General features: G+C 56.6%; 24 protein-coding genes, 2 tRNA genes and 1 pseudogene. 16 read left to right on the plus strand and 11 right to left on the minus strand.

What is annotated here, in order from left to right; translation table 11 throughout:
* Nucleotides 1–125 precede the first annotated feature (125 nt).
* Nucleotides 126–1403 (minus strand): M48 family metalloprotease, encoded by a 1278-nt coding sequence (locus tag KW842_RS10635; protein WP_218304055.1) that lies wholly within the window; start codon nt 1401–1403, stop codon nt 126–128.
* A 616-nt stretch (nt 1404–2019) separates the two neighbouring features.
* Between KW842_RS10635 and KW842_RS10640 the strand changes: the two genes are divergently transcribed.
* From KW842_RS10640 to KW842_RS27470, 4 genes and pseudogenes are all read left to right on the plus strand, one after another.
* The gene (locus KW842_RS10640; RefSeq protein WP_218304056.1) at nt 2020–3195 is read left to right on the plus strand and encodes an ABC-three component system protein; all 1176 of its coding nucleotides are present in this window, start codon (nt 2020–2022) and stop codon (nt 3193–3195) included.
* Nucleotides 3192–3701, plus strand: a complete 510-nt coding sequence (locus KW842_RS10645) for a three component ABC system middle component (protein WP_218304057.1) — start codon at nt 3192–3194, stop codon at nt 3699–3701. Before KW842_RS10640 ends, KW842_RS10645 begins: the two co-directional genes overlap by 4 nt.
* A 77-nt stretch (nt 3702–3778) precedes the next feature.
* On the plus strand, nt 3779–5656 hold the full coding sequence (locus tag KW842_RS10650) for a DUF3732 domain-containing protein (RefSeq protein WP_229223614.1): 1878 nt from the start codon (nt 3779–3781) through the stop codon (nt 5654–5656).
* A 224-nt stretch (nt 5657–5880) separates the two neighbouring features.
* Nucleotides 5881–6472, plus strand: a pseudogene (locus tag KW842_RS27470) (hypothetical protein); the annotation flags it as partial.
* Between the two features lie 88 nt (nt 6473–6560).
* On the opposite strand, the gene KW842_RS10655 reads toward KW842_RS27470, so the two are convergent.
* The 7 genes from KW842_RS10655 to acs form a co-directional block, all read right to left on the minus strand.
* The gene (locus KW842_RS10655; RefSeq protein WP_218304059.1) at nt 6561–7250 is read right to left on the minus strand and encodes a hypothetical protein; all 690 of its coding nucleotides are present in this window, start codon (nt 7248–7250) and stop codon (nt 6561–6563) included.
* The gene (locus KW842_RS10660; RefSeq protein WP_218304060.1) at nt 7247–8848 is read right to left on the minus strand and encodes an AAA family ATPase; all 1602 of its coding nucleotides are present in this window, start codon (nt 8846–8848) and stop codon (nt 7247–7249) included. The genes KW842_RS10655 and KW842_RS10660 overlap by 4 nt, the downstream gene beginning before the upstream one ends.
* Before the next feature lie 577 nt (nt 8849–9425).
* On the minus strand, nt 9426–9788 hold the full coding sequence (locus KW842_RS10665; protein ID WP_218304061.1) for a hypothetical protein: 363 nt from the start codon (nt 9786–9788) through the stop codon (nt 9426–9428).
* 298 nt (nt 9789–10086) lie between these two features.
* Nucleotides 10087–11325 carry an integrase arm-type DNA-binding domain-containing protein gene (locus tag KW842_RS10670; RefSeq protein ID WP_218304062.1) on the minus strand — a complete coding sequence of 413 codons (1239 nt, stop codon included), beginning with the start codon at nt 11323–11325 and terminating at the stop codon, nt 10087–10089.
* Between the two features lie 440 nt (nt 11326–11765).
* Nucleotides 11766–12986, minus strand: a complete 1221-nt coding sequence (locus KW842_RS10675; RefSeq protein ID WP_218304063.1) for an integrase arm-type DNA-binding domain-containing protein — start codon at nt 12984–12986, stop codon at nt 11766–11768.
* A gap of 219 nt (nt 12987–13205) precedes the next feature.
* Nucleotides 13206–13295: transfer RNA gene (locus KW842_RS10680), tRNA-Ser, on the minus strand.
* Nucleotides 13296–13358: 63 nt separating this feature from the next.
* Nucleotides 13359–15344, minus strand: coding sequence for an acetate--CoA ligase (gene acs / locus KW842_RS10685; protein WP_218304064.1), 1986 nt, complete (start codon nt 15342–15344; stop codon nt 13359–13361).
* 207 nt (nt 15345–15551) lie between these two features.
* Here acs and KW842_RS10690 point away from each other — a divergent pair, with 207 nt between their 5' ends.
* The 5 genes from KW842_RS10690 (at nt 15552) to KW842_RS10710 (ending at nt 19264) form a co-directional block, all read left to right on the plus strand.
* On the plus strand, nt 15552–16148 hold the full coding sequence (locus tag KW842_RS10690; RefSeq protein WP_218304065.1) for a YqhA family protein: 597 nt from the start codon (nt 15552–15554) through the stop codon (nt 16146–16148).
* Nucleotides 16149–16170: 22 nt separating this feature from the next.
* Complete coding sequence (locus KW842_RS10695; protein ID WP_218304066.1) at nt 16171–17700, plus strand: fumarate hydratase; 1530 nt, start codon at nt 16171–16173, stop codon at nt 17698–17700.
* Nucleotides 17700–18530, plus strand: a complete 831-nt coding sequence (gene murI / locus KW842_RS10700) for a glutamate racemase (RefSeq protein WP_218304067.1) — start codon at nt 17700–17702, stop codon at nt 18528–18530. The genes KW842_RS10695 and murI overlap by 1 nt, the downstream gene beginning before the upstream one ends.
* Before the next feature lie 115 nt (nt 18531–18645).
* Nucleotides 18646–18721 (plus strand) — tRNA-His (locus KW842_RS10705).
* A gap of 126 nt (nt 18722–18847) precedes the next feature.
* Complete coding sequence (locus KW842_RS10710; protein ID WP_218304068.1) at nt 18848–19264, plus strand: hypothetical protein; 417 nt, start codon at nt 18848–18850, stop codon at nt 19262–19264.
* Here KW842_RS10710 and KW842_RS10715 read toward each other — a convergent pair.
* A complete protein-coding gene (locus KW842_RS10715) occupies nt 19162–19575 on the minus strand; it encodes a response regulator (protein ID WP_218304069.1) in 414 nt (137 codons plus the stop codon). The two genes, KW842_RS10710 and KW842_RS10715, sit on opposite strands and share 103 nt — an antisense overlap.
* A 138-nt stretch (nt 19576–19713) precedes the next feature.
* Between KW842_RS10715 and KW842_RS10720 the strand changes: the two genes are divergently transcribed.
* The 7 genes from KW842_RS10720 to KW842_RS10750 all read left to right on the plus strand — a co-directional run bounded on the left by KW842_RS10720 (nt 19714) and on the right by KW842_RS10750 (nt 25449).
* Nucleotides 19714–21411 carry an HAD-IIIC family phosphatase gene (locus tag KW842_RS10720; RefSeq protein WP_218304070.1) on the plus strand — a complete coding sequence of 566 codons (1698 nt, stop codon included), beginning with the start codon at nt 19714–19716 and terminating at the stop codon, nt 21409–21411.
* The gene (locus tag KW842_RS10725; protein WP_218304071.1) at nt 21408–21650 is read left to right on the plus strand and encodes an acyl carrier protein; all 243 of its coding nucleotides are present in this window, start codon (nt 21408–21410) and stop codon (nt 21648–21650) included. The genes KW842_RS10720 and KW842_RS10725 overlap by 4 nt, the downstream gene beginning before the upstream one ends.
* A complete protein-coding gene (locus KW842_RS10730) occupies nt 21640–22221 on the plus strand; it encodes a GNAT family N-acetyltransferase (protein WP_218304072.1) in 582 nt (193 codons plus the stop codon). The genes KW842_RS10725 and KW842_RS10730 overlap by 11 nt, the downstream gene beginning before the upstream one ends.
* Entirely contained in the window at nt 22218–22640 is a 423-nt protein-coding gene (locus tag KW842_RS10735) for a VOC family protein (protein WP_218304073.1), read from the plus strand. The genes KW842_RS10730 and KW842_RS10735 overlap by 4 nt, the downstream gene beginning before the upstream one ends.
* 95 nt (nt 22641–22735) lie before the next feature.
* Nucleotides 22736–23629: a hypothetical protein gene (locus tag KW842_RS10740; protein WP_218304074.1), complete on the plus strand. Its 894-nt coding sequence runs from the start codon at nt 22736–22738 to the stop codon at nt 23627–23629.
* Between the two features lie 42 nt (nt 23630–23671).
* Nucleotides 23672–24814, plus strand: coding sequence for a DegT/DnrJ/EryC1/StrS aminotransferase family protein (locus KW842_RS10745; protein WP_218304075.1), 1143 nt, complete (start codon nt 23672–23674; stop codon nt 24812–24814).
* Nucleotides 24815–24999: 185 nt separating this feature from the next.
* Complete coding sequence (locus tag KW842_RS10750) at nt 25000–25449, plus strand: hypothetical protein (protein WP_218304076.1); 450 nt, start codon at nt 25000–25002, stop codon at nt 25447–25449.
* Nucleotides 25450–25760: 311 nt separating this feature from the next.
* On the opposite strand, the gene KW842_RS10755 is transcribed toward KW842_RS10750, so the two are convergent.
* Both KW842_RS10755 and KW842_RS10760 read right to left on the minus strand, forming a co-directional pair.
* Entirely contained in the window at nt 25761–26159 is a 399-nt protein-coding gene (locus tag KW842_RS10755; RefSeq protein WP_218304077.1) for a hypothetical protein, read from the minus strand.
* A 147-nt stretch (nt 26160–26306) separates the two neighbouring features.
* The gene (locus KW842_RS10760) at nt 26307–26654 is read right to left on the minus strand and encodes an energy transducer TonB (RefSeq protein ID WP_218304078.1); all 348 of its coding nucleotides are present in this window, start codon (nt 26652–26654) and stop codon (nt 26307–26309) included.
* Nucleotides 26655–26679: the final 25 nt, after the last annotated feature.

Below are 26679 nucleotides of genomic sequence, written 5' to 3' on the forward strand. Positions count from 1 at the left end.
CCGCCAGTATCAGCCCGACGCCGGCAACGGAACGTATGAGACGGTAAATTTTTATAGCGACGACAGTAGCTTGACAAGGTCTCTTCGATTCCATTGATTTGCATCCGAAGGCTGCGTTACCAAACTCATGGCGTGGACACCACGGCAGACCACTCAACCAGCATTTCCTGCGGGACGCGTATCGCCTTAGCTCGCTCCGGAGCACATGCTTTAAATTCCCTGAGCAGTTCCGCTAAGAACTTAACCACATCATTAGAAAGGGCGACTGCCTGTGCTACGCCTGTCGCGTGGAACATTACGCCCAATTGTTGGTCTTCCGGTTTGTCTTTTAACATCTGGGCTACTTGAGAATACTCGCCATCGGCTTTAGCAGCCATTAATAAGATACTCGCTAGGCGTGAATGGACCAGCGACAGGGCCTCGATGCATTCTCCCTGAAGCTGCAGCGTCAAACGCTCTTGTGGTCTGTCCGCCAACCTATTGGCTAACACGGCCAAGCCAACGACACATCGAACGGCCGTCAACGGATGGGTCTCCTGTTTGTTCCAGTCACCTTTGAACTGCTTGAATCCCATGAGAGACATCGCTATGGCCGCACCTGTACTTGCCAGTAGCAATAACCGATCCGGTTTTGAAGATACTGCGGGAAGTAACGCGGCCTCTGCTGGCCATTTAACCCCTGATTGAGTCACCTCCTGCAGCTCTAACCAAAACCTCGCGGTCAGAGAGAATCCCTGGACATCAGCATCAATCTCATGTGCATTCAAGCGCAGCGAATGAACGCCAGCACCCTCATTTTTAGAGGCTACCTCCGCAATAAAATCATCCACGAAAAACTCAAACTCAGGATCTTTTTCACCCTGAAGATCGCCACCCGCGCCAGCCGCTGCCGCAAGCACTACCGGCTTGTGTCCTGCGAGAAGATGCCCTGCTTCGTGACCGACAAAAAATGCCATGACTCCTTGAACTAAAAGCCCCTTCAGCGAAGCACTTTTGACTTCGATTGTTAACTCTATATCCCGTAGATAGGAAAAGCCGCTCACATTACCAGCGTGATTCACCAGATAACGTGCAACGTCGTCGCACAGTTCGTCGATTTCGCGCGCAAGCGTGGTGGTCATGCAAATGACTTCGAAGCTGGCCATCCAGTAAGCGTAGGCATTACTAATTTTACTATCCAGAAGCACGAAATGTACTGGCCAGGACTCGGCCTGAAAGTCCCGAGTAAATCTCTTAGTCATGTCCTCGCCCATTTTTACTAACACTTCTAGCTCAGCACCATACGACTTGCCGGCAGGTACATCGATAACTTCCCCGCGTCGCTTCTGGTCGAGCGCAACCTGCAAAGCCTTGATTTGATGACTGTTGAGACCCGTACGGCTCAAAATTGGTTTGTTAAGCATGCAAAAAAAACTCTAAGAAGTTGTCGGGATAAATCTGAATTGTTATGAATCTTTTGACCGCGCTAGTGGTCAAGTCTTCAACCAATTATTGCATCGTCCAATGCAAAGCCGCACAATCATCTTCCCGACAAACGATGCGATTGAATCTCAGCGGAGCAGCCACGTCGCTCAGCGGGCGTGAGCGCGTCGACGTCGCCCGTGAGGGCCTCGAGTTCCGCGCAATAGTCGTGGATCGCGATGGGGCCCAAACGGCCTCGGTGGCAGCAACGCGGACGGCTACTGCTGCGGAGACATCAATGGCCATTGGACTCCTTTTGGAATTATGAGGTGCAAGCAGTGGCGCGGCCGTAAGGGAGATGCCTTCCGTCAGTCGCGACGGCCAGGAGCTACAAGACCTCCAGATCCTCACATACCCAATAGTAAAACCAAAAGGAATTGCCATATCCATCAGGAAATGATTATATAATAAACAAAACATTCGATACGGACTAGCTATGGGCGGCATATCTGTCAATGATTATGACTTCTGGTCATACCAAATCACGCATGGAAGCGTCAAAAAATCCACGTCTCGAAAGGTGAATTCCGTAACTCGGTCGCTGGTGAAAGCTACCGCATGAGCGAGACGCTGCCTCAACTCGTTAAACATGCGGCGGCCGGACCGTATCTTGGATTTGCGTTGCAGCCAGTGAGGCTATGCTACTACCTTCTGAGCAGTCCGCGTGACGCAAGCGTGTCTCTTGAATACTTGGACGATGTTGCTGTCCATTATGCTGACGGTACGCTATTGCTGGAGCAATGCAAAAGTGCTCTGGCGCACAACCCGCTTTCTGACTGGTCGGATGATCTTTGGAAGACGATCGCAAATTGGCTTGACGCGGTGGAAACGCAGAAGGTAGATGGTGCTAAAGCATCATTCCAACTCTACGTGACACCTTCGAAGTCAGGCAAGCTGAGTACTGCGATTCATACAGCAGCCGACGCAAAATCTATTGACGCGCTTGTTAAACACATCAAAGACAAGCTGAAGAAAAAAGCCAATTCGCCAAAATGCTTACCTTATGTTGAGAAGTTTATCAATGCAACTGACACCCTGCGCTCAGCGGTTATCGGCAAGACCATCGTCTCTGCCACAGACACTGACCCAGTAGAGCCCATTCGTCGGCTGTTGAGGCCCGCGATCCCAGAGGCGTTGCTTGATGTGATCTGCGCCTCTGCGATTGGGCAAGCCAAGGAGGCTGCCGACAAATGCATTCGCAGGAAGGTTCCAGCGCTGTTAGCCGTAGCGGAGTTCCAAACAAACTTTCACGCCTTTGTCCAGCAGAACAACATGGCGGGCTATCTGCCGACCTTCACGGCCACCCCATCCAAAGATGCCGCAAAGGCTCTCCTAAATAGGCGCCCTGTATTTGTGCGGCAACTGCAGCTGATAGAGGCGACTGAAGAACAACAGCTCCGAGCGGCCAGTGACCTCATGCGCACTTCGGGCGATAAGGTGAAGTGGGCGGAACAAGGCCTCGTCTTTAACCGCACCGTTGAGGACTGGGAAGTCACCTTACTGCGCAAGCACGATGCGGCTCGGAGCGAGGTCAATGACACTTACTCCGAAAAAACTCAGGAGGCTCAAGGAAGAATCATTTACAGCCGCTGTGCCGGTATGGAAGTACCGCTCGATAGTCGGGCAGTACCAGGTCATTTTACCCATGGTGGCTTCCACGATCTGGCCGATAGGCGAGAATTGGGTTGGCACGCGGAGTACCAGACGCTTCTGAATGAGGAGGACAAGAAGTGACGGATAGCACTCGCACATCACGCCTAAGTGAGGCTGCAGTTGTTCAGAATGAGGCGCTGGGCGCGTACGCGATCTGGCGATTCGGTCTTGGATTTCAGGAGCGCGATGGACAGGCTGTGCCCTTACCTCTCACATTCTTGCTTTTGCCACTGGTCCTTCACGGGCCGACCCTAGCTATGGTGCTGAGCACGCAGAAAGCTTCTGGCTTGCATCTTTTCGCCGGCAAACTTGGCGAGCAGCGCGAAGACCTTTTGGCGGTGCACGGTCGGGCCTTGGCGTTCCGTCAACTAACGTTTGAATCACTCATCGTCGCCGAGCAGTCTCGATTGGTTAGAATCGAACCCAGTGCCGCAACGGTCCGAGCATTCAGTCCGCACCATGAACTGCTGGCTCCGTCGCTTCCTGAGCGAATTCGACGAATCGCACCGGCCTGTGAAAAGGTCGGGTACTGGTTTTCCGGCCTATCCGACCAGCAGGTCGCTCACACATTGAAGGTAGGGTTCTAATGCACTTCCAACTGTTGCAGGTCATTTTGTGGCCGCGAAAAGGCGGTGAACCGAGGATAGTCAAATTCGAGCCCAGCATGGTGAATGTCATCAGCGGCGCATCCAAGACAGGGAAGTCTTCTGTCATCCCGATCATTGACTACTGCTTGGGTTCAGAAAAGTGTGCAATTCCCGTGGGCGTAATTCGAGATACGTGTTCATGGTTTGGTGTTTTAGTCGACACGCTCGAAGGGCAGAAGCTGCTAGCTCGAAAGGAGCCCGGTGGCCTGAAAGCGTCCGGCGAAATGCTGCTACTGGAAAGCCCTGTCGTTGAGGTCCCATCAACCATCACGGCGAAAAACCAGAATGTCGATTATGTGAAGGCCGTCTTGAACAGGCTCTCGGGTCTGTCGAATTTGCCAGTGGAGGCTAGCACAGATGAGCGGTTCAAGTCGCGAGTGAGCTTCCGCGACCTGATGGCCTTCCTCTTCCAGCCCCAGAACATCGTTGCCAACCCCGATGTGCTGTTCTTCAAGGCTGACACTACTGAACACCGGGAAAAGCTGAAGACCATCTTCCCTTACGTGCTCGGCGCGATTAGCCCTGAACTGCTTCAGGCTCGGCATAACCTTGACCGGCTGTCGCGGCTCCTTCGTCGCAAAGAGGGGGAATTGAAAGCGCGTCGGGATACAGGTTCCGCTTGGCAGCGCGAAGGATTCGCCTGGGCCCGTCTAGCGATTGAATATGGGCTTTTACCAGCATTCACAGTGGTTCCGGATGACTGGCCCTCTACTGTCGATCTGCTCCGAGAGGCGCTCCACAGCGACATGCGGCTCGCTACGCCTACTTTGGCTGCGATGGACGTCATTATGAGCCGGCTTACCGAACTGCGTGCAGCGGAGTCGAAGCTGGCGATGGAACTCAATCAGTCCCGTCAACGCCTCCATGAAATGCGTCGTCTCGACGAAAGTAGCGACGAGTACCGTGATGGCCTCCACATACAACGTGACCGCTTGAGCTTATCGGCTTGGATTCGAGACCTTGCTTCAGAACATCCAGCCGCAGTTCTTGAGCCCAGCGAAGCTGGTCGCGCGCGAATAGACCAGCTGTGTCAAGCACTCGAAGGCATTGAGTTGAGGCTGAGGTCCTATCCTGAGGTTGCAGAATCGCTTGGAAAAGAAACACTGCGCCAACGTGAGGCGGTCGACACCGTGCTCAGCAACTTGGCCGCCGTGCGGACGGAGATTCGCACGCTGGAGGGACAATCTGATGAGGCTCGGAAGGTCACCACGCGAGGGGAGGAAATTTCCCGATTCCTTGGACGGTTGCAGGAGGCTCTCAGGCTGTACGACGCTGCTGACACATCCTCTGAACTGAACCAAGAGATTTCGACGTTAAGGGTAGAGGTCGAAAGACTGGTCAAGTTGGTGTCCGAGCATGAGATTGGACGGAAGCTGGAGAACGCGCTCAACACTATCCAAGACATCTCTGGCAGGCTAATTCCACAGCTCGACGGTGAGTGGCCTGATGCACCAATTCGTCTTGTCATCCAAGACCTCACCGTAAAAGTTATTCGCGAAACGCGCGACGACTTCCTTTGGGAGATCGGTAGCGGTGCAAACTGGCTTGCATACCACATTGCGCTCAGTCTCGCGCTGCAAGGATACTTCTTGCGCTTGCCGCAGCACCCTGTTCCCGCGCTACTGATCTATGATCAGCCAAGCCAAGTTTACTTCCCTGCACGTCGCGCTGGAAAAATGGTGGACGACGAGCTTGATCCCGCTTGGAAGAATGAAGACGTGGTCGCAGTTAGGAAGGTCTTCACACTGTTCAACGAAATCATCGCCAAGACAAAAGGACGACTCCAAATCATTGTTCTCGACCATGCCGACGAAGAGGTTTGGGGCGGACTTAACAACGTTCATCTCGTCGAGGAATGGCGTGGCAGGGGGCTTGTACCAGACGTTTGGGTTTAGCCGGTCTATAACTCATGTAAATAAATTCAGCCAGAATGAGAACATCGCGACGCGAAGTCCGCTGTAAAGTGAGTTTATCGCCAGCTAAGAGGTTGCTTCCCACGACACTTACTTGGCTACCACTAAGGCGGTAATACGATCCGGCGAGCCCGCCTCGCGCGACGGTTACTCCGGGATCGATACGGCATCGCGGCAGGCATGTGGGGACGAGACTGCGCTGAAGCTGCGCGCTGATTGACGAGGAAATGCACTAGCCCGCCTTTCTATTTCAGCAGGCGCATGCTGGTTTTCTGGCACACGGCGGGCCACGTGGTCAACCGCAAGCGCGCGCAGCGCCTGATATGCAGTATCGGTCTAGCGGGCATTGCGCCGGGACTGACATGAGCCGCACGCATCCTTGGCACAAGTTCTATCCGTACCTGTTGCACGACGTCCCGGTGATGCGGCCCGACCAAGTATGGTCAATAATACCACCTACATCCGGTTGGCGCGGAGCGTCACGTATCTGGTGGCTATCAGCGACTGGCACAGCCGCAAGGGGCTGTCCGTCGCATCAGCAATAGCATGGGCGCGTCGGTACCTGAAGGAATACGCAAATATGGCTGAACTGAAGGTAGGCCTAGCGCAGCCTGATACTTTCTACAACGCCGAGCGCACCCGTCGCTGAGCTTCCAGGCGCCCGACCAAGTCTGTCACGGCTGGTTTGGCCGCGCTGCGCTGATCGTGACCTGCTCGGCAACGACGGCAAGACGCTGTAGAAAAAAGCAGATGGGACAGCGTCGAGCAGCTAATAAAGTGGAATTGGACACAGCTTAAATTAACCGGCAAGTGTCTTTACTGACAGGTCCACTTTAGAAATCGCCCCCAATTTCGGACGCTCAGGCTCCATTGGAGCGCTGCTCACTCAGTAATCCGGCCATACCTGTTGCTGATAGACTTTTGACGCTTGGAGCAACGCTTGGGCTCTTGGCAAATTATTCATTTGCACTGCCTTAGATGCAAGTTCTGTGAGCCGTAAAATCTTTCCCTTCACTTCAGTAGCGTAGGCGTGCATGGTTGCCAGATTGTCCAACTGCAAATCCCGAATCATATTTTTGGCAGCTTGCGGATTAGGTGCAGCCGGTCGCACCCGATATACCCAGCCATTTAATATTTCGATGTTTTGATGATAGTCGTCAAAATAGGGATGTATCCACTTGAAAACACCCATTGTCGCTACATATTCGTTCGCGGTAACAACCGCAGCATCCCCAAGTTCAGCGGTGGATTTGACAAAATTACAAGGCCGACACGCAATCGTCAGATTTACCGGACAAAAGATCCATTTCTTGTAATGCGGTTTTGACTTGTCCAGATAGTGTTCGATATCTTCCAGCGCGTTCCGGCGTTCGATAGTGATCATTCGACGACAAAATATACAGCGGCCCTGCTGCTGCTCGCGTAGCGCATGACGCAGATTGAGCTTAACCCGTTTAAATCGGTTGTCTTTCCAAGCGATTGTTCCATTTAAGACAAGTAATCGATCTAGCTTGCTGACCCCATTCTTCAGCAAGTATCTGTGGGTCGGATATAGGCGTGATGGGCCAAAATTCATGCCATTTCACTCCGTATACGCGTGATCTCCTTCACTGCGGCATAAAGTGGATCCGCAGTGTCGAGCTCGATTTCCATTGTTGCCAGCCGGTCGGCCGCCAGCTTGAAGGCGTCAGGCTCGAACTCCGACATCACCAAGGAGTGCAGGCACGCCTGAATTGCTGACGTCACGGCAAGTGAACGTGGCGAGAAGAGACCAAACTGAGTCTCCAGCACCGAATCACTGTTCTTGCCGTAGAGATCAGAGCTTAGCCAATCTTCAGTCGAGGGCAGGTCTCGAACCAGAGCATTGACGTTGGGGATACTGGAAACCACGAGCGGAGAATGGGTTGCAATCACAACAGTAGATGTGCCAGATAATTTGCTTGTGATGACGTGTATATCCTTAATGATTTTAGTTTGCCATTTTGGATGAAGCGAATTTTCCGGTTCGTCAAAAAGAACCAATGAATCTTCGGATAAACAGAAACACAGCCCCAGCACCACTAGCACATACAGCCGCTCACCGGAACTGAGGTTCTCTAAGTTGACCTTGGAACCATTTTTTTCAAACACGATATTCGTTAAGTTGAACTCTTGAGGAAAGGGGTCGCGACTATAACGACCATCTAACGAAACTTTCGTACGCAAGATTACCGGGGCGGACTGATTGGATTCGCTGTTACTTATTGCCGACTGTAACAATTCAATAGTCGGCTCTAATCCGATCGATTCTATAACTTCCCCTGCCAGCTTACTGCGTTGGGAATAATCCCGTTTAGGCGCAAACAAGTGTGCGTACAATTGCCTGAACGGCGATATTTCGGAGAACATATTATTGTTTGTCTTATTCCCAAAATATAGGTATGCATGCTCAGAGTCAGATTTTGGTGGCCGCGGAAACTTGTCGTAAATGGTGCCGGCGAAGCATATCATACTCGAGTAAAATTTCGGCCCAATCGAAAGTCCATGCAATACGTCAGCAGACAGTTTTTCAAGGTATCGCGTCTTCCCCGTCCCATTTTCACCAGTAATAATATGAAACTTTCCTTTTTGCGGAAGATAAGGAAAAATTCCAGTCGCCGAAGATACATTTATCTTGGTCGGGTTATTAAACGCCGATACATCGCCGATTTCGTAGGTATTTCTGACTTCGCGATTACTTAGTGTTTTTATCACATCGCCATATTCCGAACCAATATACTGAATCAAAACTTCGGCAAAGCCAAAAGGAATCGGGCACAGATAGATTTGCAACACATTGCCAATTTTACTTAAAGGAAATGGCCGCTGCTCAACAAATGGTAAAAGCTCCCCGAGAAGATCTTTGGGCCGGATGCGAGTTGATAACTCCATAAATGTCACCGGCACTAACCAGCCATCACTGCTGTCAACCTCATCATAAGGTCGTTTAGCCGCGCGCGGCAAGCCGTCAACTTGTCCTATTGCCGAAATCCCACCAAGGTGGTTCGAAAAAACGATATCACCAATCGACAGCTCACGTATAAACTTTACTGCGGGGTGGCGCCTTCCGTTTTTAGTAAGCATTGGAGCCCAAACAAAACCTGCGGCGATTGCAGTTTTATAGGTTGCGCTCTGATTTATCCACCAGTATTTCATTATCGATGCCTAGAGTGGGTTAGTTATTTTTATAAAAAGCTAGCGACAATCATCGCATCGACTCTCAAGCATGCAATGCAATGATGGGGTAACACTATTTTTTTGCTAGCGCCAATAATTTCCAATATTTCTGCTTTATCAACTTTCAGGCTTAGGATTGCGGCGTGCTCTCTATTTGCATGATTTGCGTATATGGCGGAGCTGTTAAAGACAAAAGTGCTTGGGCACACTTCGGGAATCACGAAACTAGAATGGGCGAAAAACGAGGACTGGCCATGTTCATGGCCGCACATCCGAATACGACTGAAGCGCATTTCCTCCACCTAGGCAAGGGTAGCAGATTTATTACGATGGACAAGTGACATGAGCCGTCGCTCCTGCCTTCGCGCTAAGTTAGTCACAATCATATCCGGGCTAAACGATGCGACCGGCGGCTATCCACTACTATTAGCAAGTCGAGACAGATCGCCACTTTTATCGTTCACAATTGGCGCTTTTCTTTTCGCTCAACGCCGCCGTGCTTGGCAACCACCCAAAAAAACTACGGCTTTTGCAGCGGAACATGGGCACCCTGGGCTTAGTCAGGAATAACTCCCTGAACAAGTGGATGTTCAGATGCACTGGAGAAAATAGCCCAATTCACATAATTCGCCTGATACGGCGAGTCTGTAATTTCACCAGTAACAATATTGGCCGCAGCCGGCTTATCGTATTGCGAGTAAACAAAGTACGTGGCCCCTGAAGCGATCGCCACGAGTAAAGGTCCCGTTGGCTGTTTTACACCAGACCTGCCAGAGGCTTCGTGCGGCAACACTAGTTTCACGTCCTTCTTGAACAGGAATACCTTGCCAATAGTAGGATACTCGATCTTGCCAACACATTCTCCATCCAATCCGAAGTACCCCACTTTGCCATTCTTGTAGGAGACGACAAGAAACAAGGCCAGCTTTCCGCAACATCGAACATTACGATCTGTCCGGCCTTTACGACATTCTCACTTACTCGTTCATAGGGTGAATAGACTTCCATCGTAGTTCTGCTCCAATGGTGATGTGACACTAGACAATACAGTCTTAGCACTATCACTACAAGTTACAAACAATGTTTGCACAAAAAAGCCCGCCTGTGCGCCGCTTTACTTCGTTCTTGTACAGGAGTACGAGTCTCATCGATAAAACGCCGGCTCAGCTTTACTACCAATGTGGCGAGCGCTATCGGTGCGTGAAATGGAACGGAGTCTATCGGTGGGAGTCCTTGACAACAGCATCAATGTAGTCGGCCCAGCCCTGCATCATCTTGCGGCGCTCGGCCAAGAACTGCGCGCGGTCATATGCACTGGCGACCTTGTCCTTCGGCGCATGCGCCAGCTGGCGATCAATGACTTCGTGCCTATAGCCCAGCCGCTCCTTGATCGTGCTCATCGCCAGCGCGCGAAAGCCGTGGCCTGTCATGCGTCCTTTGTATCCCATGCGTTCCAGCGCCACCAAAATAGTGTTGTTGCTGATCGGCCTCTCATGGTCGCGCTGGTTTGGAAAAAGATGCTTGCTGCGGCCGGTGATGGCGTGCAGCCCGCGCAGCAACGCTAAAGCCTGGCGTGACAGGCAAACATGATGGTTCGTCATGTCGGGATTGACGGTCAGTCTGCCGCGCTTCATGCGCTGCCACGGAATGATCCACTCCCCTTTCTCCAGATCGATTTCGCTCCAGGGCGTTTCGATCAACTCACTTGTGCGCAAGAAGACCAGCAGCATCAGGCGCAGGGCCGTGCGGGTGGGCATATACATGCGGGCCGCCTGCCGTTCAAGCGCATCGAGGAAAGCGGGGAGTTCGTCGGCGTCGATCGCGGCGAAATGGGAACCACGCCGGGTTTTGAGAACGTCCCTCATGTCCACCACCAGGTTGCGGTCGGCAAGGCCGCATTGGATGGCGTAGCTGAAGATTTGCGCGCACACCGCCTTCATGCGGTGCGCGACTTCGCCGGCGCCGCGCTGTTCGATTTTGCGCAGAACGGCGATTAGCTCGCGGTGTCTGATTTCGCCAATAGGCCTGTCACCGATCTCGTCGAATATGTCGACCTCCAGCCGACGCAGTATGTTCTTGGCCGTGCTTTTGCACCAGGTGGGAACTTTGTTGGCGTGCCACTCCCGCGCGATCTTCTCAAAGGTATTCGAGGCCTGTTCAAGCGCCAGGCGCTTGGCGTCGTCGCGATGCTTGGCCGGGTCAATCCCATGGGCCAGCAGACGACGCGCCTCAAGGCGCTTCTCGCGTGCCTCCAGCAGCGAGATTTCGGGGTAGCGCCCAAACGTGAGGGTGTTTTCCTTGCCGTTCTTCTGGCGAAACTTGAAGCGCCAGGTACGCGAGCCGCTGCATGCGACATCAAGGAACAGCCCTCCACCGTCAAACAGCTTGTACGGTTTGTCGCGGGGCTTGGCATTCCTGACTTGTATTTCCGCTAGGGGTAGGATGATTTTAGCCATGACAATCTCGCTCGGTACGATGCTGGAATTACTGTAGATCGAGTGCGCGGATTTGGCCGTCGCGATGGCGGCAAAGCTGATTCATATCAAGCTTCCAATAGGGCTGGGCACAGTTGGAAACGTGATCTCGTTGCAGATTTTTTTTCGATCCACGCGGTCCATTTGCGTTCGTACGTCGTCGCATCAGGGGCGAGCATAGCGAGCGTTTAAAAAAAACATGCAGACATGCGGACCGGCTTAAAAACTCTAGATTTCTTTGATTCACCGAAGTAAAAATTGTGGAGCACATTTACCGGCGACTGCCTATCCTGCACTAGCGTTAAAAGAGTAAATCCGCTTGAAAATTTCAAGCGGAAGCTCAGCATTAACGCCCCTCAATTCGCCTGAACAAACAGCCTAGTCGTGTCCGCCATCCGCAACGTAAGACCTCATCGACAACATTAAAGACTATCGAGATAATCGGCCCACGCCTGCATCATCATTTTTCGTTCAGCCAAATACTTTGCCCGGTCGTATGCGCAGGACAGCTTGTCTCGTGGAGCGTGAGCCAGCTGACGATCTATCACCTCATGGCGATACCCTAACCGTTCTTTAATGGCGCTCATTACCAATGCGCGGAATCCATGCCCTGTCATTCTGCCTTTGTACCCCATGCGCTCCAACGATTTCAGAATGGCATTGTTGCTAAGCGGCTTGCCTGGATCACGCTGATTCGGAAACACGTAAGTGCCGCCTCCGGTAATCGCATAGAGCTCACGCAAGAGGTCCAGAGCCTGCCTGGAGAGGCAAACGTGATGGTCGGTGGTATCCGGGTTTACCGTGAGCTTGCCGCGCTTCATACGCTGCCAGGGAATGATCCACTCCCCTTTCTCCAGATCGATCTCGCTCCAGGGCGTTTCGATCAGTTCACTCGTGCGTACGAAGATCAGCATCATTAATCGCAATGCGATCTGAGTGGGCTTAAGCATGCGCGCTTCATTCCGCCTGAGCGCGTCGAGGAACGCCGGCAACTCGTCGTTGTCGATGGCGGCGAAATGGCTGCCGCGCATCGTCTTCAATACGTCTTTCATGTCGACGGCGATGTTGCGCTCCAACAGTCCTATCTGGATGCCATAGCTGAAGATCGATGAACAGATGGCTTTCTGACGGTGGGCGATTTCGTGCGCGCCGCGTCCCTCGATCTTACGCAGCGTGGCGATCAGCTCCGCATGCGTGATCTCGTGAATCGGCCGCCGGCCGATTTCCGGAAAGATGTCGAGCTCCAGCCGGCGCAATGTGTTGGTCGCGGTGCGTTCGCTCCAGGTTGGCACCTTGTTGCTATGCCACTCGCGCGCGACCTTCTCAAAGGTATTGGAGGCCTTCTCCAGCGCCTTCCGCTTCTTCTCCTCCCGATGCTCCGCCGGATCGACTCCTTCCAGCATCAACCGACGCGCGTCCAGGCGCTTGTCGCGCGCGGCAGCCAAGGTAATTTCTGGATAAGGTCCGAACGTCAGGCGATTGGTTCTGCCGTCCTGTTGGCGAAATTTCATGCGCCATATCTTCGACCCGGCTGGGCTGACCTCAAGATAAAGGCCGCCGCCATCGGAGAGCGTGTAGATCTTGTGACGGGGCTTGGCGGTGCGGACTTGCTGGTCGGATAACGGCAATACGCGCTTGCTCATGTTCGTCTCCCTGGGAAGGCAAAGGTGCCTTTACATTACAGGAGAATTTGACCGTTTTGGGTCCATGAAGTTTTGCTAGAGGTCAGCATGGACCCATTTTGGGACCCTGAAGTATCGGACCTCCTCGGACGTTGGCGCACGTCCTCGCACAAAAAAAACCGCAGTCTCCTAGGAGAACTGCGGTTTTTTGAACTTCTTTGTACCTATTGGTACTAATCTTGGCGGAGAGAGGGGGATTCGAACCCCCGATAGGTTTGACCCTATACACGCTTTCCAGGCGTGCGACTTCAACCGCTCATCCACCTCTCCTGCATTTCCTAAACATCAGGAAGCGCCGAATTATAGCAAAGATTCCTCAGAGTACAAAACTTATTAGGATGTCTCTTTCAACTGCTCCAGAATCGCCGGATTTTCCAGGGTCGATACATCCTGCGTAATCGTCTCGCCCTTGGCCAGCACGCGCAGCAGGCGGCGCATGATCTTGCCCGAGCGGGTCTTCGGCAGGTTGTCGCCGAAGCGAATCTCTTTCGGCTTGGCGATCGGACCAATCTCTTTCGCCACCCAGTTGCGCAGCTCCAGTGCCAGTTTCTTGGCGTCTTCGCCAGTCGGGCGCGCCTGTTTCAGCACCACGAACGCGCAAATCGATTCGCCAGTCGTGTCATCCGGCTTGCCGACCACCGCCGCCTCGGCCACCAGCGGATTCGCCACCAGCGCCGATTCGATTTCCATCGTGCCCATGCGGTGGCCCGACACGTTCAGCACGTCATCGATACGGCCGGTGATGGTGAAGTAGCCGGTGTCCTTGTTGCGGATCGCGCCGTCGCCAGCCAGGTACATCTTGCCGCCCAGCTCTTCCGGGAAGTAGGAAGTCTTGAAGCGCTCCGGATTGTTCCAGATGGTGCGGATCATCGACGGCCATGGACGTTTCACCACCAGGATACCGCCCTGCCCGTTCGGCACATCCGCGCCCGCCTCATCGACAATCGCCGCCATGATGCCCGGCAGCGGCAAGGTGCACGAGCCTGGCACCATCGGCGTCGCGCCCGGTAGCGGGGTGATCATGTGGCCGCCGGTTTCGGTCTGCCAGAAGGTGTCGACGATCGGGCAACGCTCGCCGCCGACCTGGGTGTAGTACCACATCCACGCTTCCGGATTGATCGGCTCGCCCACCGTGCCCAGCAGGCGCAACGACGACAGGTCGTAGTTTTTCGGATGCACTTTCGGGTCCACGTCCGATGCCTTGATCAGCGAACGGATCGCGGTCGGCGCGGTGTAGAAGATGTTGACTTTGTGCTTGGCCACGGTTTCCCAGAAACGGCCGGCGTTCGGGAAGGTCGGGATGCCTTCAAACACCACTTGCGTCGCGCCGACTGCGGTCGGGCCGTAAGCGATGTAGCTGTGGCCGGTCACCCAGCCGATATCGGCCGTGCACCAGTAGACATCCGATGGCTTCAGGTCGAACGACCATTTCATCGTCAATGCAGCCCACAGCAGGTAGCCGCCGCTGGAGTGCTGCACGCCCTTGGGCGTGCCGGTCGAGCCGGAGGTGTAGAGGATGAACAGCGGATGTTCGGCTTCCACCCACTCCGGCTCGCATTCCGCCGACTGGCCATCGACCAGATCGTGCAGCCACAGGTCGCGGCCTTCCTTGAAGTTGATCGCGCCGCCGGTGCGTTGGTAGACGATGACGTCCTTGATGCTGTCGCAGCCGCCCAGCGCCAGCGCTTCGTCAACGATGGCTTTCAGCGGCAGGTGTTTGCCGCCGCGCAGCTGTTCGTCGGCGGTGATGACGGCTACCGCGCCGGCGTCGATAATGCGCTCCTGCAGCGATTTGGCCGAGAAGCCGCCAAACACCACCGAGTGGGTGGCGCCGATGCGCGCGCAAGCCTGCATCGCGGCCACCCCTTCCACCGACATCGACATGTAGATGATGACGCGGTCGCCCTTCTTGATGCCGCGCGCTTTCAGGCCGTTGGCGAATTTGCAGACTTTTTCGTACAGTTCTTTATACGAAACATGGGTCGCCTTGCCGTCGTCCGCCTCGAAGATGATGGCGGTCTTGTCGGCGTTGCCGTTCTGCAGATTGCGATCCAGGCAGTTGTACGAGACATTCAGCTTGCCGTCTTCAAACCATTGGTAGAACGGCGCGTTGTCTTCGTTGAGGGTGCGGGTGAACGGCGTTTGCCAGTCCAGGTGTTCTTTCGCCAGGCGTGCCCAGAAGCCTTCGTAGTCGGCCTCGGCTTCCGCACACAGCGCGTTGTAGGCGTCCATGCCGGATACCGCAGCCTGCGCTGCGAACGCCGCCGGTGGCGCGAAGATACGGGATTCTTGTGGTCCTTGGGTAGTAGTGCCGCTCATGGTGTCTCCAGTGTAGTAATCGTTTGCTATCAACATAAACGTGATCGCTTACTGCGCCCTTACAGCCAGCCCATCCCCGGCGGAGGATGGCCTGCAAAACAATTTTACCAATATTTCAATGCAGCCTCCCGGTGCGGTCGCCCGGCGGCGCGTGTAAAATGTCGGCAGTTTTTACAGTCTGCCTTATTTCCAGGAGTTTTGCCGATAATGACCGAGCCTAAACAAAAGCTGCGCCCCCTGCCCGCTTTTATTTTCATGACCCGCTGGCTGCAGCTGCCGCTGTACCTGGGATTAATCCTGGCGCAATGCGTCTATGTATTCCATTTCTGGGTCGAGCTAAAAGACCTGATCGGCGCCGCCTTCGGTAACGACGCCGCGCTGCAGCACATCATCCAGGCGGTGACCGTGCCGAACGCGCCAATACCGGAAAAACTGAACGAAACCACCATCATGCTGGTGGTCCTCGGCCTGATCGACGTGGTGATGATTTCCAACCTGCTGGTGATGGTGATCATCGGCGGCTACGAAACCTTTATCTCGCGCATGAACCTGGATACCCATCCGGACCAGCCGGAGTGGCTGTCGCACGTCAATGCATCCGTGCTAAAAACCAAGCTGGCGATGGCGATCATCGGCATTTCGTCTATCCATCTGCTGAAGACCTTCATCAACGCCGCCGCCTACACTGAAAAAACGCTGATCGCCCAGACCGGCATCCACATCGTGTTCCTGTTGTCCGCCATGGCCATCGCCTACACTGACCGCATCACCACGATGACGCACCACGATTCCAAGCACCACTAAGTCCAATCCTCGCGAGAACATCATGACCATCATAAAGCAAGAAGACCTGATTGAATCCGTTGCCGCCGCGCTGCAGTACATCAGCTACTACCACCCTGCTGATTACATCGAGCACCTGGCCCGCGCCTACGAGCACGAGCAAAGCCCGGCCGCCAAAGACGCCATCGCGCAGATCCTGACCAACTCGCGCATGTGCGCCGAGGGCAAGCGTCCAATCTGCCAGGACACCGGCATCGTCAACGTCTTCCTGAAGATCGGCATGGGTGTGCGCTTCGAGGGCTTCACCGGCACCGTCACCGACGCCGTCAACGAAGGCGTGCGCCGCGCCTACAACTACGATGACAACAAGCTGCGCGCATCGATCGTCGCCGACCCGCACTTCGACCGCAAGAACACCAAGGACAACACGCCTGCCGTGGTGCACATGGAACTGGTCGAAGGCAACACCGTCGACGTGAAAGTCGCAGCCAAAGGCGGCGGTTCGGAAAACAAATCCAAAATGATCATGATGAATCCATCCGATTCGCTGATCGACTGGGTACTGAAAACCGTGCCAACCATGGGCGCAGGCTGGTGCCCGCCAGGCATGCTGGGCATCGGCATCGGCGGCACTGCCGAGAAAGCCATGCTGATGGCAAAAGAAGTGCTGATGGAAGACATCGACATGTTCGAGCTGAAACAGCGCGGCCCGCAGAACAAGCTGGAAGAACTGCGCATCGAACTGTGCGACAAGATCAACGCACTGGGCATCGGCGCGCAAGGCCTGGGCGGCCTGACCACGGTACTGGACGTGAAAATCATGATGCACCCGACCCATGCTGCCTCCAAGCCAGTCGCGATGATTCCGAACTGCGCCGCCACCCGCCACGGCCACTTCGTGCTGGACGGCTCCGGTCCGGCCTACATGACGCCGCCACCGCTGTCGACCTGGCCGGATGTGTCGTGGGCGCCGGACACCGAGAAATCGCAACGCGTCAACCTGGACACCTTGACCAAGGAAGAAGTCGCCTCGTGGAAACCAGGCCAGACCCTGCTGTTGAACGGCAAGATGCTGACCGGCCGCGACGCCGCGCACAAGCGTATCCAGGACATGCTGGCCAAGGGCGAAGAACTGCCGGTGGACTTCAGGAACCGCGTCATCTACTACGTCGGCCCGGTTGATCCAGTGCGTGATGAAGTGGTCGGCCCTGCCGGTCCAACCACCGCCACCCGCATGGACAAGTTCACTGACATGATGCTGGAAAAAACTGGCCTGATCGCAATGATCGGCAAGGCAGAGCGCGGCCCTGCTGCGATCGAATCGATCCAGAAGCACAAGTCGGCTTACCTGATGGCAGTTGGCGGCTCGGCTTACCTGGTGTCGAAGGCCATCAAGCAATCGCGCGTGCTGGGCTTTGCCGACATGGGCATGGAAGCCATCTACGAATTCAACGTGGTGGACATGCCAGTCACCGTAGCGGTTGATTCGGCTGGCACCTCGGTGCACAACACCGGCCCTGCGGAATGGAAAGCCCGCATCGAGCAGCTGAACGTGCCTGTCGTAACGGCCTGATGCTCGGCGCCCGCTCTCCCGGTGCGCCTATCGGTGTCTTTGACTCCGGCGTGGGCGGGCTGTCGGTACTGCGCCATATCCGTGCGCAGTATCCGAACGAACATCTGATGTACGTGGCCGATTCCGGCCACGCGCCGTATGGCGACAAGACCGAAGAGTATGTCGTCGAGCGCGCGCTGGCGGTGACCGAATTCCTGCTGGCCCATGGTGCCAAGGCATTGGTGGTCGCCTGCAATACCGCCACCGTGGCCGCCATCAAGGCGGTGCGGCTGCGCTATCCGGAGTTGCCGGTGGTCGGCGTCGAGCCTGGCCTGAAGCCGGCCGCCGCCGCCTCGCGCAATGGCAAGGTCGGCGTGCTGGCGACCGCGCGCACGCTGAAAGGCGAAAAATTCCTGCAACTGCGCGAGCAGATCAGCGCCGCCACGCAGGCCGAGTTCCTGTTGCAGCCGGCGATTGGCCTGGTCGACGAGATCGAAAAAGGCAATCTGCAAGCGCCAGCCATCCACGCTATGCTGGAGAAATATGTCGCGCCGCTGCTGGAACAGGGCGCCGATACGCTGGTGCTGGGCTGTACCCACTACCCTTTCGTGAAGAGCGGCATAGAACAAGTGCTGCGCGCGCATGCGCGCGGCGACGTGACGCTGATCGACACCGGCGACGCCGTGGCGCGCCAGCTGGGCCGCCTGCTGGAAGCGGCCGGCCTGCTGCGTCCGGAACTGAAGCCGGACGCCACACTGCGCGGCTACACCACCGGCGACGCCGCTGCGCTGGCGCAGGCCTTCGGCGATTTGCTGGGACTGGCGCCAGAGCTTGAAAAGATTGATGTTTAAGCCAGCTGGCCGGAATCGAAAGGATGCTGAAATTAAATTTGCAGGAATCGAAACTGGCTTGTATAATTCTGGCTCGTTGTTCAGCACTAGTTGAATAACAGGTAGTAAATCAGCGGTGGCTGTAGCTCAGTTGGTAGAGTCCAGGATTGTGATTCCTGTTGTCGTGGGTTCGAGCCCCATCAGCCACCCCAAAGAATTAAGTGAAAAGCCCAGTCTCCGGACTGGGCTTTTTGCGTTTTAGCCGCCCTGTTGATGTGCATCTACCCGGCCCCGCTTACAAGGGACTACGCTGCCTTGATAGCCGCAAGGAGATCGCTATGCCACACACCAGCTTGCTTGACATCGAATCGGGCCGGCCGGATGATCGTTCATCCTCAGGCGCAAAGGCCTCCGCCATGCAAGAACTCATCACATCGATTGAGATCATCAAGTCCAACTATGCCACCAGGGAAGAACTTGCCATCCTGAGCGGCAAGATCGATGTCCTCGCCAGCAATCAACAGGCCTTTCAAACGCACGCGATACAAACCTTTGCCACCAAGGCGGAACTTTCCGATGCTGTTTATCAGCTTACCTGGCGCATGGCCGGCTTTGCCGTGGTTATCATCAGCGCGATGGCCGCTTTCGTGCGTTATCTCCAGGCCTTGCCGGCGGCGCGCTGCGCTTTGATCTGGGCGGCGATCTTGTCCAGCGTATCCATGACGATGCCGGGATTGAAGGGTTTGACGATATAGCCTTTGGCGCCATTGCGCAGCGATTGCTCCACCGTGCTGCGGTCGGTGCTGGCGGTGACCATCAGCACCTCGGTTCCCGGCAGCTTGTCGCGTATCCAGTTCAGCAGTTCCAGGCCATCGCCATCCGGCATCACCACATCCAGACAGATGATGTCAGCGCGCTGCGAGCGCAGCCGGGTACGGGCGGCTTCCGCCGTGCCCGCATCGCCTACCACATCATATTGATCGCCCTGAATAATCACCCGCAACAGGCTGCGGGTCATTTCGTTGTCGTCAATGATGAAAACGCTGAGTCTCTGGTGAGATGGCATGCGATTCTCCCGACTATTATTGTATTAACTATACAGCAATGTCCAGCGCCTTCGGAATAAAAAGCCCGCCCCGGTGCTGGACTTCGGGTTATGATGCGAGCAACAATATCGTCACTCCGATTTGATCAGCTTGACTCCATGACTCTGCAATCTACGCTCGACCATCTGCTACAACGCGTGGAGGCGCAGCCCCTGCTGTTCGCACCCAAGCTGTCCCGCCTGGCCCTGCAAGGCCTGGCACTCGCCGCAGCGCCGCGCCAGAACATGCGCGTCAACGTCTGGCGCAACCACGCCGTGGAAAACGTGCTGAACCTGGCGGAACCCTACTTCGCCTTCGCCGGCATCGGCACGCAATCGCATGTCGGCCATTACGATGACAGCCTGTCGTTTGCAGATTATCAGCCAGCGGACATCGAACTGCTATGGCTGGACAGCGAGCGCTATCTATCGGCCAGCAGCGTTGCCGACTGGGCTGGCTGGCTGAGCGAGCGCCTCGCCGCATTGCGCGCCGTAAGCGGCGCCCCCGTCGTACTGGCCACCTGGGCGCCCGCAGAGTCAGATGGTGCAGCAGTCCTGCAAGCTGCCGCAGATGCCTGTCCCGGCGCCTATTTTGCCGACCTGTCGGCGCTGTGCGCGGAAGCCGCGATCAACCTGACCGATAAGCGCACCGCCGCGATGGCAGGCACGCCACTGGCCAACGCCGCCCAGCTGCTGATCGCCCGCAAGCTGGCCTGCCACTGGCTGCCTGGCGCCGCACTGCCGCCGATCAAGGCGGTGGTGCTGGATCTCGACCATACGCTGCATGCAGGCGTGCTGGGCGAGGAAGGCATCCAGGGCGTAACCATAGCCGACGGCTACGGCGATCTGCAACAGGCCATGGCGAAGCTGCGCGAGCGCGGCATCTTCCTGGCGCTGGCTTCGCGCAACGAACGCGCCGACGTCGAAGCGCTGTTTGCCGAACGCGCCGACTATCCGCTACGCTGGGAGCACTTCTCCGTCACCGAAGTCTCCTGGGACGCCAAGGCGGAAGCCATCCGCCGCATCGCCGCCGCCCTGCGCATCGCGCCGGACGCGATGCTGTTCGTCGACGACAATCCCGGCGAGCTGGCCAGTGTGCAAACCGAACTGCCTGGTCTGCACACAGTGCACGCCGGCGCCGATCCACACCTGACCGAACTGGCGATTGCCTGGTATCCAGGCCTGTGGCGCTGGCGCGTCGAAGCCGATGACGCCAAACGGGTACAGGACCTGCAAGCCAACGCACAGCGCGCCGCGCTGCTCAGTGGCGCCAACGACGCGGGCAGCTATTTCCGCAGCCTGCAAGTGCAGCTGGACTTTTACATCGATCCCGCGCAGCAATTAAGCCGCGCCGCCGACCTGTGCAAGAAAACCAACCAGTTCAACCTGGCGCTACGCCGCTTCAACGAAGCGGAAGTGGCGCAGCACATGGCCGCGCCATCCTCCTGCGTGGCAACCGTGCACATGCGCGATCGCCTGGCCGACAGCGGCAGCATCGCCGTATTGGTCGCCGAACGCAGCGGCGCCGTGCTGCGCGTGGAAGAACTGTGCATCAGCTGCCGCGCCATGGGCCGCCAGCTGGAAGACACCGTGGTGCTGGGCGCGCTGGCCGCCATGCCGCTGCTGGAAGGCTGCGATGAAGTGGCATTCGTAGTACGCCACGGCCCGCGCAACCAGCCGGCATTGGATTGGCTGGGCAAGCTGCTGGGCCTGCCCGGCCAGCCGGCCGAAGGCGAACACCGCCTGCCCGCAGCCACCGTGCGCGCCTTTACTCCAGACGCCAACCTGACACTCACCTACGATAAAACACGCTTATGAACCGCGCACATATTGAAACGACCGTCCTGACCGCCATCGCCGCCGTACTCAAACGGGAACTGCCCGAGGGCGCGCAAACCAGCCGGGAAAACACGCCGGAGTGGGATTCGCTGAAGCATGTGGAAATCATGTTTGCCGTGGAAGACGAGCTGTCGGTCGAGTTCTCCGAAGAGGAACTGGCCGAACTCAACAGCGTCGCCAGGATCGTCAACGCCGTGGAAGCGCGCCATGCGGCATGACATCGCCATCGAAGGCCATGGCTACCGCCTGCGTCCGATCACCGACAGCGACGCGGCCTTCGTGGTCGCACTGCGCAGCGATCCGGAACTGACGCGCTTTCTGCCGCCCATTACCGCCAGCGTGGAGAACCAGCTGGCCTGGCTGGCTGGCTATTACCAGCGCGAAGGCGACTATTACTTCATCGTGGAGCGTAGCGACAACCAGGCCGCCGAAGGCGTGATCTCGGTGTACGACCTCGACCCTGCCAGCGGCAGCGCCGAATGGGGGCGCTGGATATTGAAGCCAGGCTCGCTGGCTGCGGTGGAAAGCGCACGCCTGATTTACCAGTGCGCCTTCGAGCATCTGAAGCTGCAAACCCTGTACTCCCGCACCATGGCCGAGAACGCTAAAGTGGTGTCCTTCCACGACTCCTGCGGCATCACCACGCGCAGCACCCTGCCCCATCACTTCACGCTCGGCGGCCGCCAGCTGGATGCGGTCGAACACCGCGTAACGCAAGCGGAATGGCCCGCCATCAACGAACGGCTGAGCAAGCTGGCGCAACTGATGCGGCGCCGGAGACCCGCATGAGCGATTTACCCGAACTGCCAGCCGGCTATACCTTCCACCATATCGGCTACGCTTGCGCCGACATGGCGCGCGAACGCACGCAGTTCGCTGCATTCGGCTATCAGCTGGAAGGAGAGGCTTTCGAAGATCACACGCAAGGCGTAGCCGGCTGCTTCCTGAGCGGCCACGGTCCGCGCATCGAACTGCTGGAAAACCTGCCGGGCCGCGACACCCTGACGCCATGGCTCAACGCCGGCATCAAGATGTACCATTTTGCCTATCTGGTCGACGACATGGCGGCAGCGCTGGCATGGGCGCGCACCAATCGCGGCAAGGTCACCGTCGCGCCCGTACCGGCAATTGCCTTCGGCGGCCGCTGCATCGCCTTCGCCATGTTCCGTAACGGGATGTTGCTGGAATTCATCGCCACGTCCCGTTGAGCTAGGCGGGGCAATCCCAAGCGGCTACAATCACTGGCATATAGAGAAATGCCTCGCGCCAAGCTCGTGCCGCTCACTTATCACACAGGGTAGAAATGCAAAAGATCAATCTGGTCATGGTCAACCGATATCATCAACGCACCGTCTGGACCTTTGAGGATACGATGAAGACCTTGCAGAATACGCTGCTGCAAGCGGGCTACGCTGCGGAGATCAATGCGAACTTCGTCGATCCGGACCCGGCTGTGACCAATATCCTGTTTGGCGTCGGTTCCGCATTTGCACACTCCTACGAAGAAATCGGCGCGCTCGCACTCCCCCGCAATGTCGTCATCTTCAATGGCGAACAGCTGGCCAGCGGCTCGGCGCTGATCACCGATGAATACTTGCAGTTCCTGTCGCGCTACATCGTATTCGACTGCTGGGAAGCCAATCTGCGCGACATCGAACACCGGATCAAGCTGCACGCTTTTGAAATGCCGCTGTTCCCGACGCCGGCGATGGGCAAGACCACCCGCACCGACTGGCAAATCGAGTATGACGTGGCGTTCTATGGCTCGCTCAACGAGCGCCGCCAGAAACTGTTCGATGAAATGCTCGATGCCGGGGTGCGTATCAAGGTCATCCAGAATGTCTGGGGCGATGCGCTGCCTGACCATCTGCTCGACTGCCGCTATGTCATCAATATGCACGCCTACGACACCAACCACCTGGAGCTGAACCGCTGCATCCGGCCGCTGTCGATGGGCATTCCGGTGATTTCAGAAGTCAGCACCCTGCCGGTCATCGGCGAATGGCAGGACAGCGGCATCCTGTTCATCCCGACCGAAGGCTTCGGCCGCGCGGTCAAGGAGATTATTGACGCGCCGCCGGAAGTACACATGACCGCCGCCAGAAAGTCGATGCAATTTACCAATCGCGCAGCCAACGCCGCGCATGTCAGGGAAACGATGGAACGTGTGATCGCCGAACTGACCTTGATGAGCTAATCTTCCTAATCCCGCGCCCAGCGCAACCTTGGAGCTTCCTGCATGGCTATTAACTTATTTACCCCGAATTTCCGCGTCGACGAGTGCCTCGAAGGCATTCGCGAGTGCCTGGAAAAAGGCTGGACCGGGCTGGGATTCAAAACCCTGGAAATCGAAAAAGCCTGGTGCGACTATACCGGCCTGCCCTATGCGCACTTCCTGAGCTCGAACACCGCCGGCCTGCACCTGGCCTTGCACATGTTCAGAACAGAAAAAGGCTGGCAGGAAGGCGACGAGGTGATTTCCACGCCGCTGACCTTTGTCTCGACCAACCACGCAATTCTGCAAACCGGCCTGACGCCGGTGTTTGCCGATGTCGATGACACGCTGTGCATCGATCCGGACGACTTGCTGGCCAAAATTACGCCGCGCACGCGCGCTGTCATGTTTGTCGGCCTGGGCGGCAACACCGGCCGCTACCAGGACGTGCTGCGCATTTGCCGCGAGCGCGGACTGGTGCTGATCCTGGACGCCGCCCACATGGCGGGCACCCGCTCGAACGGCAAGCATGTCGGCTGGGACGCCGACTGCACCATCTTCAGCTTCCAGGCCGTCAAGAACCTGCCGACCGCCGACTCCGGCATGATCTGCTTCCAGGACGCCGAACGCGACGCGCGCGCGCGCAAGCTGACCTGGCTGGGCATCAATAAAGACACCTACAGCCGCAGCATGAACCAAGGCGCGTACAAATGGATGTACGAAGTCGAGGAGCTGGGCTTCAAATACCACGGCAACTCGATCATGGCTGCGGTCGCGCTGGTGTCGCTGCGCTACCTCGACCGCGACAACGCCTACCGCCGCCAGCTGGCGACCTGGTATGAACAGCACCTGAGCGGCGATCCGGCCATCGGCCTGATCCCGATGACGTCAGGCTGTGAATCGTCGCGCCACCTGTTCCAGGTCCGCGTGGCCCAGCGCGACCAGGTGCTGATGGCGCTGAACGAGTTCGAGATTTATCCAGGCGTGCACTATCGCGACAATACCGCCTACCAGCTGTACCGCGACAGCGCCAACCAGTGCCTGAACGCCGCTCGCGCCAGCGACGAAGTCTTGTCGCTGCCGATGCACATGAATGTCACCGAACAGGACGTGCGCTTTGTTGCTGAAAAGCTCAAACAGATCGTGCGCCTGCACCGCAAGGCCTGATGGCAGGACTGCGGGGTCGGGGATGATGTAGAGAACGGACAGTTTCCTTACGGCTCAGTAACAATACAATATTTTGTCTATGTTTATTGCCCGTTGGAACTACGTTAACGTTACAATAGAACGATCGTTTGCATTCCCATGCAAACCATCCACTTCTGCTTATCCCCTAACCCCGTATAAGTCCTATGTCGCAAGAAAAAACCATTGCTGAAGTCAGCACTTATAGCAAAGATACGCCTATTGGCCGCCCGGATACCGATGGCCGCGCCGCTGTCTTTGTTCCCACTGAGACTTTTGATGCAGGCAATAATGCGGCCATCCGCAAGGGTGCGGGCATCGTCGGCTTCGGCAATCCCGACGGCACGCTGACCGTGTACTTCGAAGCCAACCGCTTCGACGACAGCAGCCTGCACAAATGGGAGAACAAGGCCCGCAAAGCCTATGACCGCATGGTGATGGGCGCTCCGACCGTGTCCAAAGCCAAGCTCACCGCCAATATGCTGGAACAGATCGGCATCATCGACGGCATGGGCATCCACCTCAAGCAACCGGAGCGCCTGCAGCACTGGCTGGAGATGGCCAATGCGCTGGATACCGCACCGGCCAGCCCGATCACCCTGTGGAAAACAAAGTAAAGCTGGGGAAAAGATACAGATGAGCAATTGTCCTACATTCAGTCGGACATTTGGCTGATGCCTGAAACCAAGGCCGTGGACTATTCTGGAGACATACCGATCCCCTCTTCCAGGAGTCCATCATGGCACGCTATCTCCATATCGCACTTGGCGCCCTGCTGATTACGCTGGCTGGCGCGTCGACCTACGAACTGTGTTCGGAGAACGTGCTGAGCAAGGCCTCCATCTACACCCTGCGCTAAACACCGCAGCAAAGAAAAATCCCGCTGGCCCTCACGAAGGCCAGCGGGATTTTTTATACGCTGGACGTATCAGCGATGACGGTAACCGCCTCGTCCGCCCCAGCGTCCACCGCAGCACCAGCGGCCATACGAGAAGCCCAGGCTCAGCGACACCGGAGGATAGTAATACGCCGGGGCCGGCGCATAGTAGACCGGTGCGGGCGCGTAATACACCGGCGCGCTGACGTAGGTGGTGGTCGAGGTCGAATAGACCGGCTCGTTGGTGTAGACCACGCGCGATTGCGGCTGCGGCGGGAGTTCCTCGGTCCAGGTGCCGGAGCGCGTTTGCGCGCCGGCCGGCAACACCTCAACGGTATGCCACTGGTAAGGATCTTGCACGCGCGGCGCGGCGCTGTAATAGGCCGGGCGCTGCGTGGCGCAGCCAGTCAGGGCCGCCAGCGCGGCAATGGCGACAATCATAGTTTTCATGGCGGTTCTCCTCTGTCCAGATATTACTATATAAGGAAGCGCGGCGCCGTTCGCGCCCGATTACAGATTATTACACTCGCCACCGCGGCCGTACATGCGAAAAAAAAGGAACCTGGCGGTTCCTTTTTTGTCTCTGCACGCGACAGCTCAGTCCAGTTTCCAGGCGTAGTCGACCTTGGTCCAGGTTTCGGCCGGGGCGCCATCCTTGGTGCCTGGCTTGAACTTGCAGGCGCTCAGCGCCTTGATGGCAGCCTTGTCCAGATTCTTGAAGCCGCTGCTTTTATCGACTTTCGAATCCGCGACGCTGCCGTCCGCCTTCACCAGGAAGGACATCGACACCGTACCCTGCTCTTCATTCATCAGGGAGGCTTTCGGATACTCAGCCTTGCAAGTCTTTGCATCAAACGCAGCCGGAACTTCGGCGGCAAAGGCAGCCGGAGCGGCCGACACCAGAACTGCTGCAATCACACTCAACCAACGCTTATTTTTAGACATCTGATTTCCCCAAGTGTATGAATTA

Source organism: Duganella sp. sic0402 (genome assembly GCF_019219065.1).
In the GTDB taxonomy this organism is placed as follows: domain Bacteria; phylum Pseudomonadota; class Gammaproteobacteria; order Burkholderiales; family Burkholderiaceae_D; genus Rugamonas.

Excerpts from the sequence above, each read along its gene's own strand:
- KW842_RS10720 (WP_218304070.1), top strand. The coding sequence starts at position 19,714 with ATGACTCTGCAATCTACGCTCGACCATCTGCTACAACGCGTGGAGGCG.
- KW842_RS10675 (WP_218304063.1), bottom strand. The coding sequence starts at position 12,986 with ATGAGCAAGCGCGTATTGCCGTTATCCGACCAGCAAGTCCGCACCGCC.
- KW842_RS10640 (WP_218304056.1), top strand. The coding sequence starts at position 2,020 with ATGAGCGAGACGCTGCCTCAACTCGTTAAACATGCGGCGGCCGGACCG.
- KW842_RS10690 (WP_218304065.1), top strand. The coding sequence starts at position 15,552 with ATGACCGAGCCTAAACAAAAGCTGCGCCCCCTGCCCGCTTTTATTTTC.
- KW842_RS10755 (WP_218304077.1), bottom strand. The coding sequence starts at position 26,159 with ATGAAAACTATGATTGTCGCCATTGCCGCGCTGGCGGCCCTGACTGGC.
- KW842_RS10740 (WP_218304074.1), top strand. The coding sequence starts at position 22,736 with ATGCAAAAGATCAATCTGGTCATGGTCAACCGATATCATCAACGCACC.
- KW842_RS10710 (WP_218304068.1), top strand. The coding sequence starts at position 18,848 with ATGCCACACACCAGCTTGCTTGACATCGAATCGGGCCGGCCGGATGAT.
- KW842_RS10695 (WP_218304066.1), top strand. The coding sequence starts at position 16,171 with ATGACCATCATAAAGCAAGAAGACCTGATTGAATCCGTTGCCGCCGCG.
- KW842_RS10670 (WP_218304062.1), bottom strand. The coding sequence starts at position 11,325 with ATGGCTAAAATCATCCTACCCCTAGCGGAAATACAAGTCAGGAATGCC.
- KW842_RS10750 (WP_218304076.1), top strand. The coding sequence starts at position 25,000 with ATGTCGCAAGAAAAAACCATTGCTGAAGTCAGCACTTATAGCAAAGAT.
- KW842_RS10760 (WP_218304078.1), bottom strand. The coding sequence starts at position 26,654 with ATGTCTAAAAATAAGCGTTGGTTGAGTGTGATTGCAGCAGTTCTGGTG.
- KW842_RS10745 (WP_218304075.1), top strand. The coding sequence starts at position 23,672 with ATGGCTATTAACTTATTTACCCCGAATTTCCGCGTCGACGAGTGCCTC.
- acs (WP_218304064.1), bottom strand. The coding sequence starts at position 15,344 with ATGAGCGGCACTACTACCCAAGGACCACAAGAATCCCGTATCTTCGCG.
- KW842_RS10735 (WP_218304073.1), top strand. The coding sequence starts at position 22,218 with ATGAGCGATTTACCCGAACTGCCAGCCGGCTATACCTTCCACCATATC.
- KW842_RS10650 (WP_229223614.1), top strand. The coding sequence starts at position 3,779 with ATGGTGAATGTCATCAGCGGCGCATCCAAGACAGGGAAGTCTTCTGTC.
- KW842_RS10730 (WP_218304072.1), top strand. The coding sequence starts at position 21,640 with ATGCGGCATGACATCGCCATCGAAGGCCATGGCTACCGCCTGCGTCCG.
- murI (WP_218304067.1), top strand. The coding sequence starts at position 17,700 with ATGCTCGGCGCCCGCTCTCCCGGTGCGCCTATCGGTGTCTTTGACTCC.
- KW842_RS10725 (WP_218304071.1), top strand. The coding sequence starts at position 21,408 with ATGAACCGCGCACATATTGAAACGACCGTCCTGACCGCCATCGCCGCC.
- KW842_RS10655 (WP_218304059.1), bottom strand. The coding sequence starts at position 7,250 with ATGAATTTTGGCCCATCACGCCTATATCCGACCCACAGATACTTGCTG.
- KW842_RS10715 (WP_218304069.1), bottom strand. The coding sequence starts at position 19,575 with ATGCCATCTCACCAGAGACTCAGCGTTTTCATCATTGACGACAACGAA.
- KW842_RS10660 (WP_218304060.1), bottom strand. The coding sequence starts at position 8,848 with ATGAAATACTGGTGGATAAATCAGAGCGCAACCTATAAAACTGCAATC.
- KW842_RS10635 (WP_218304055.1), bottom strand. The coding sequence starts at position 1,403 with ATGCTTAACAAACCAATTTTGAGCCGTACGGGTCTCAACAGTCATCAA.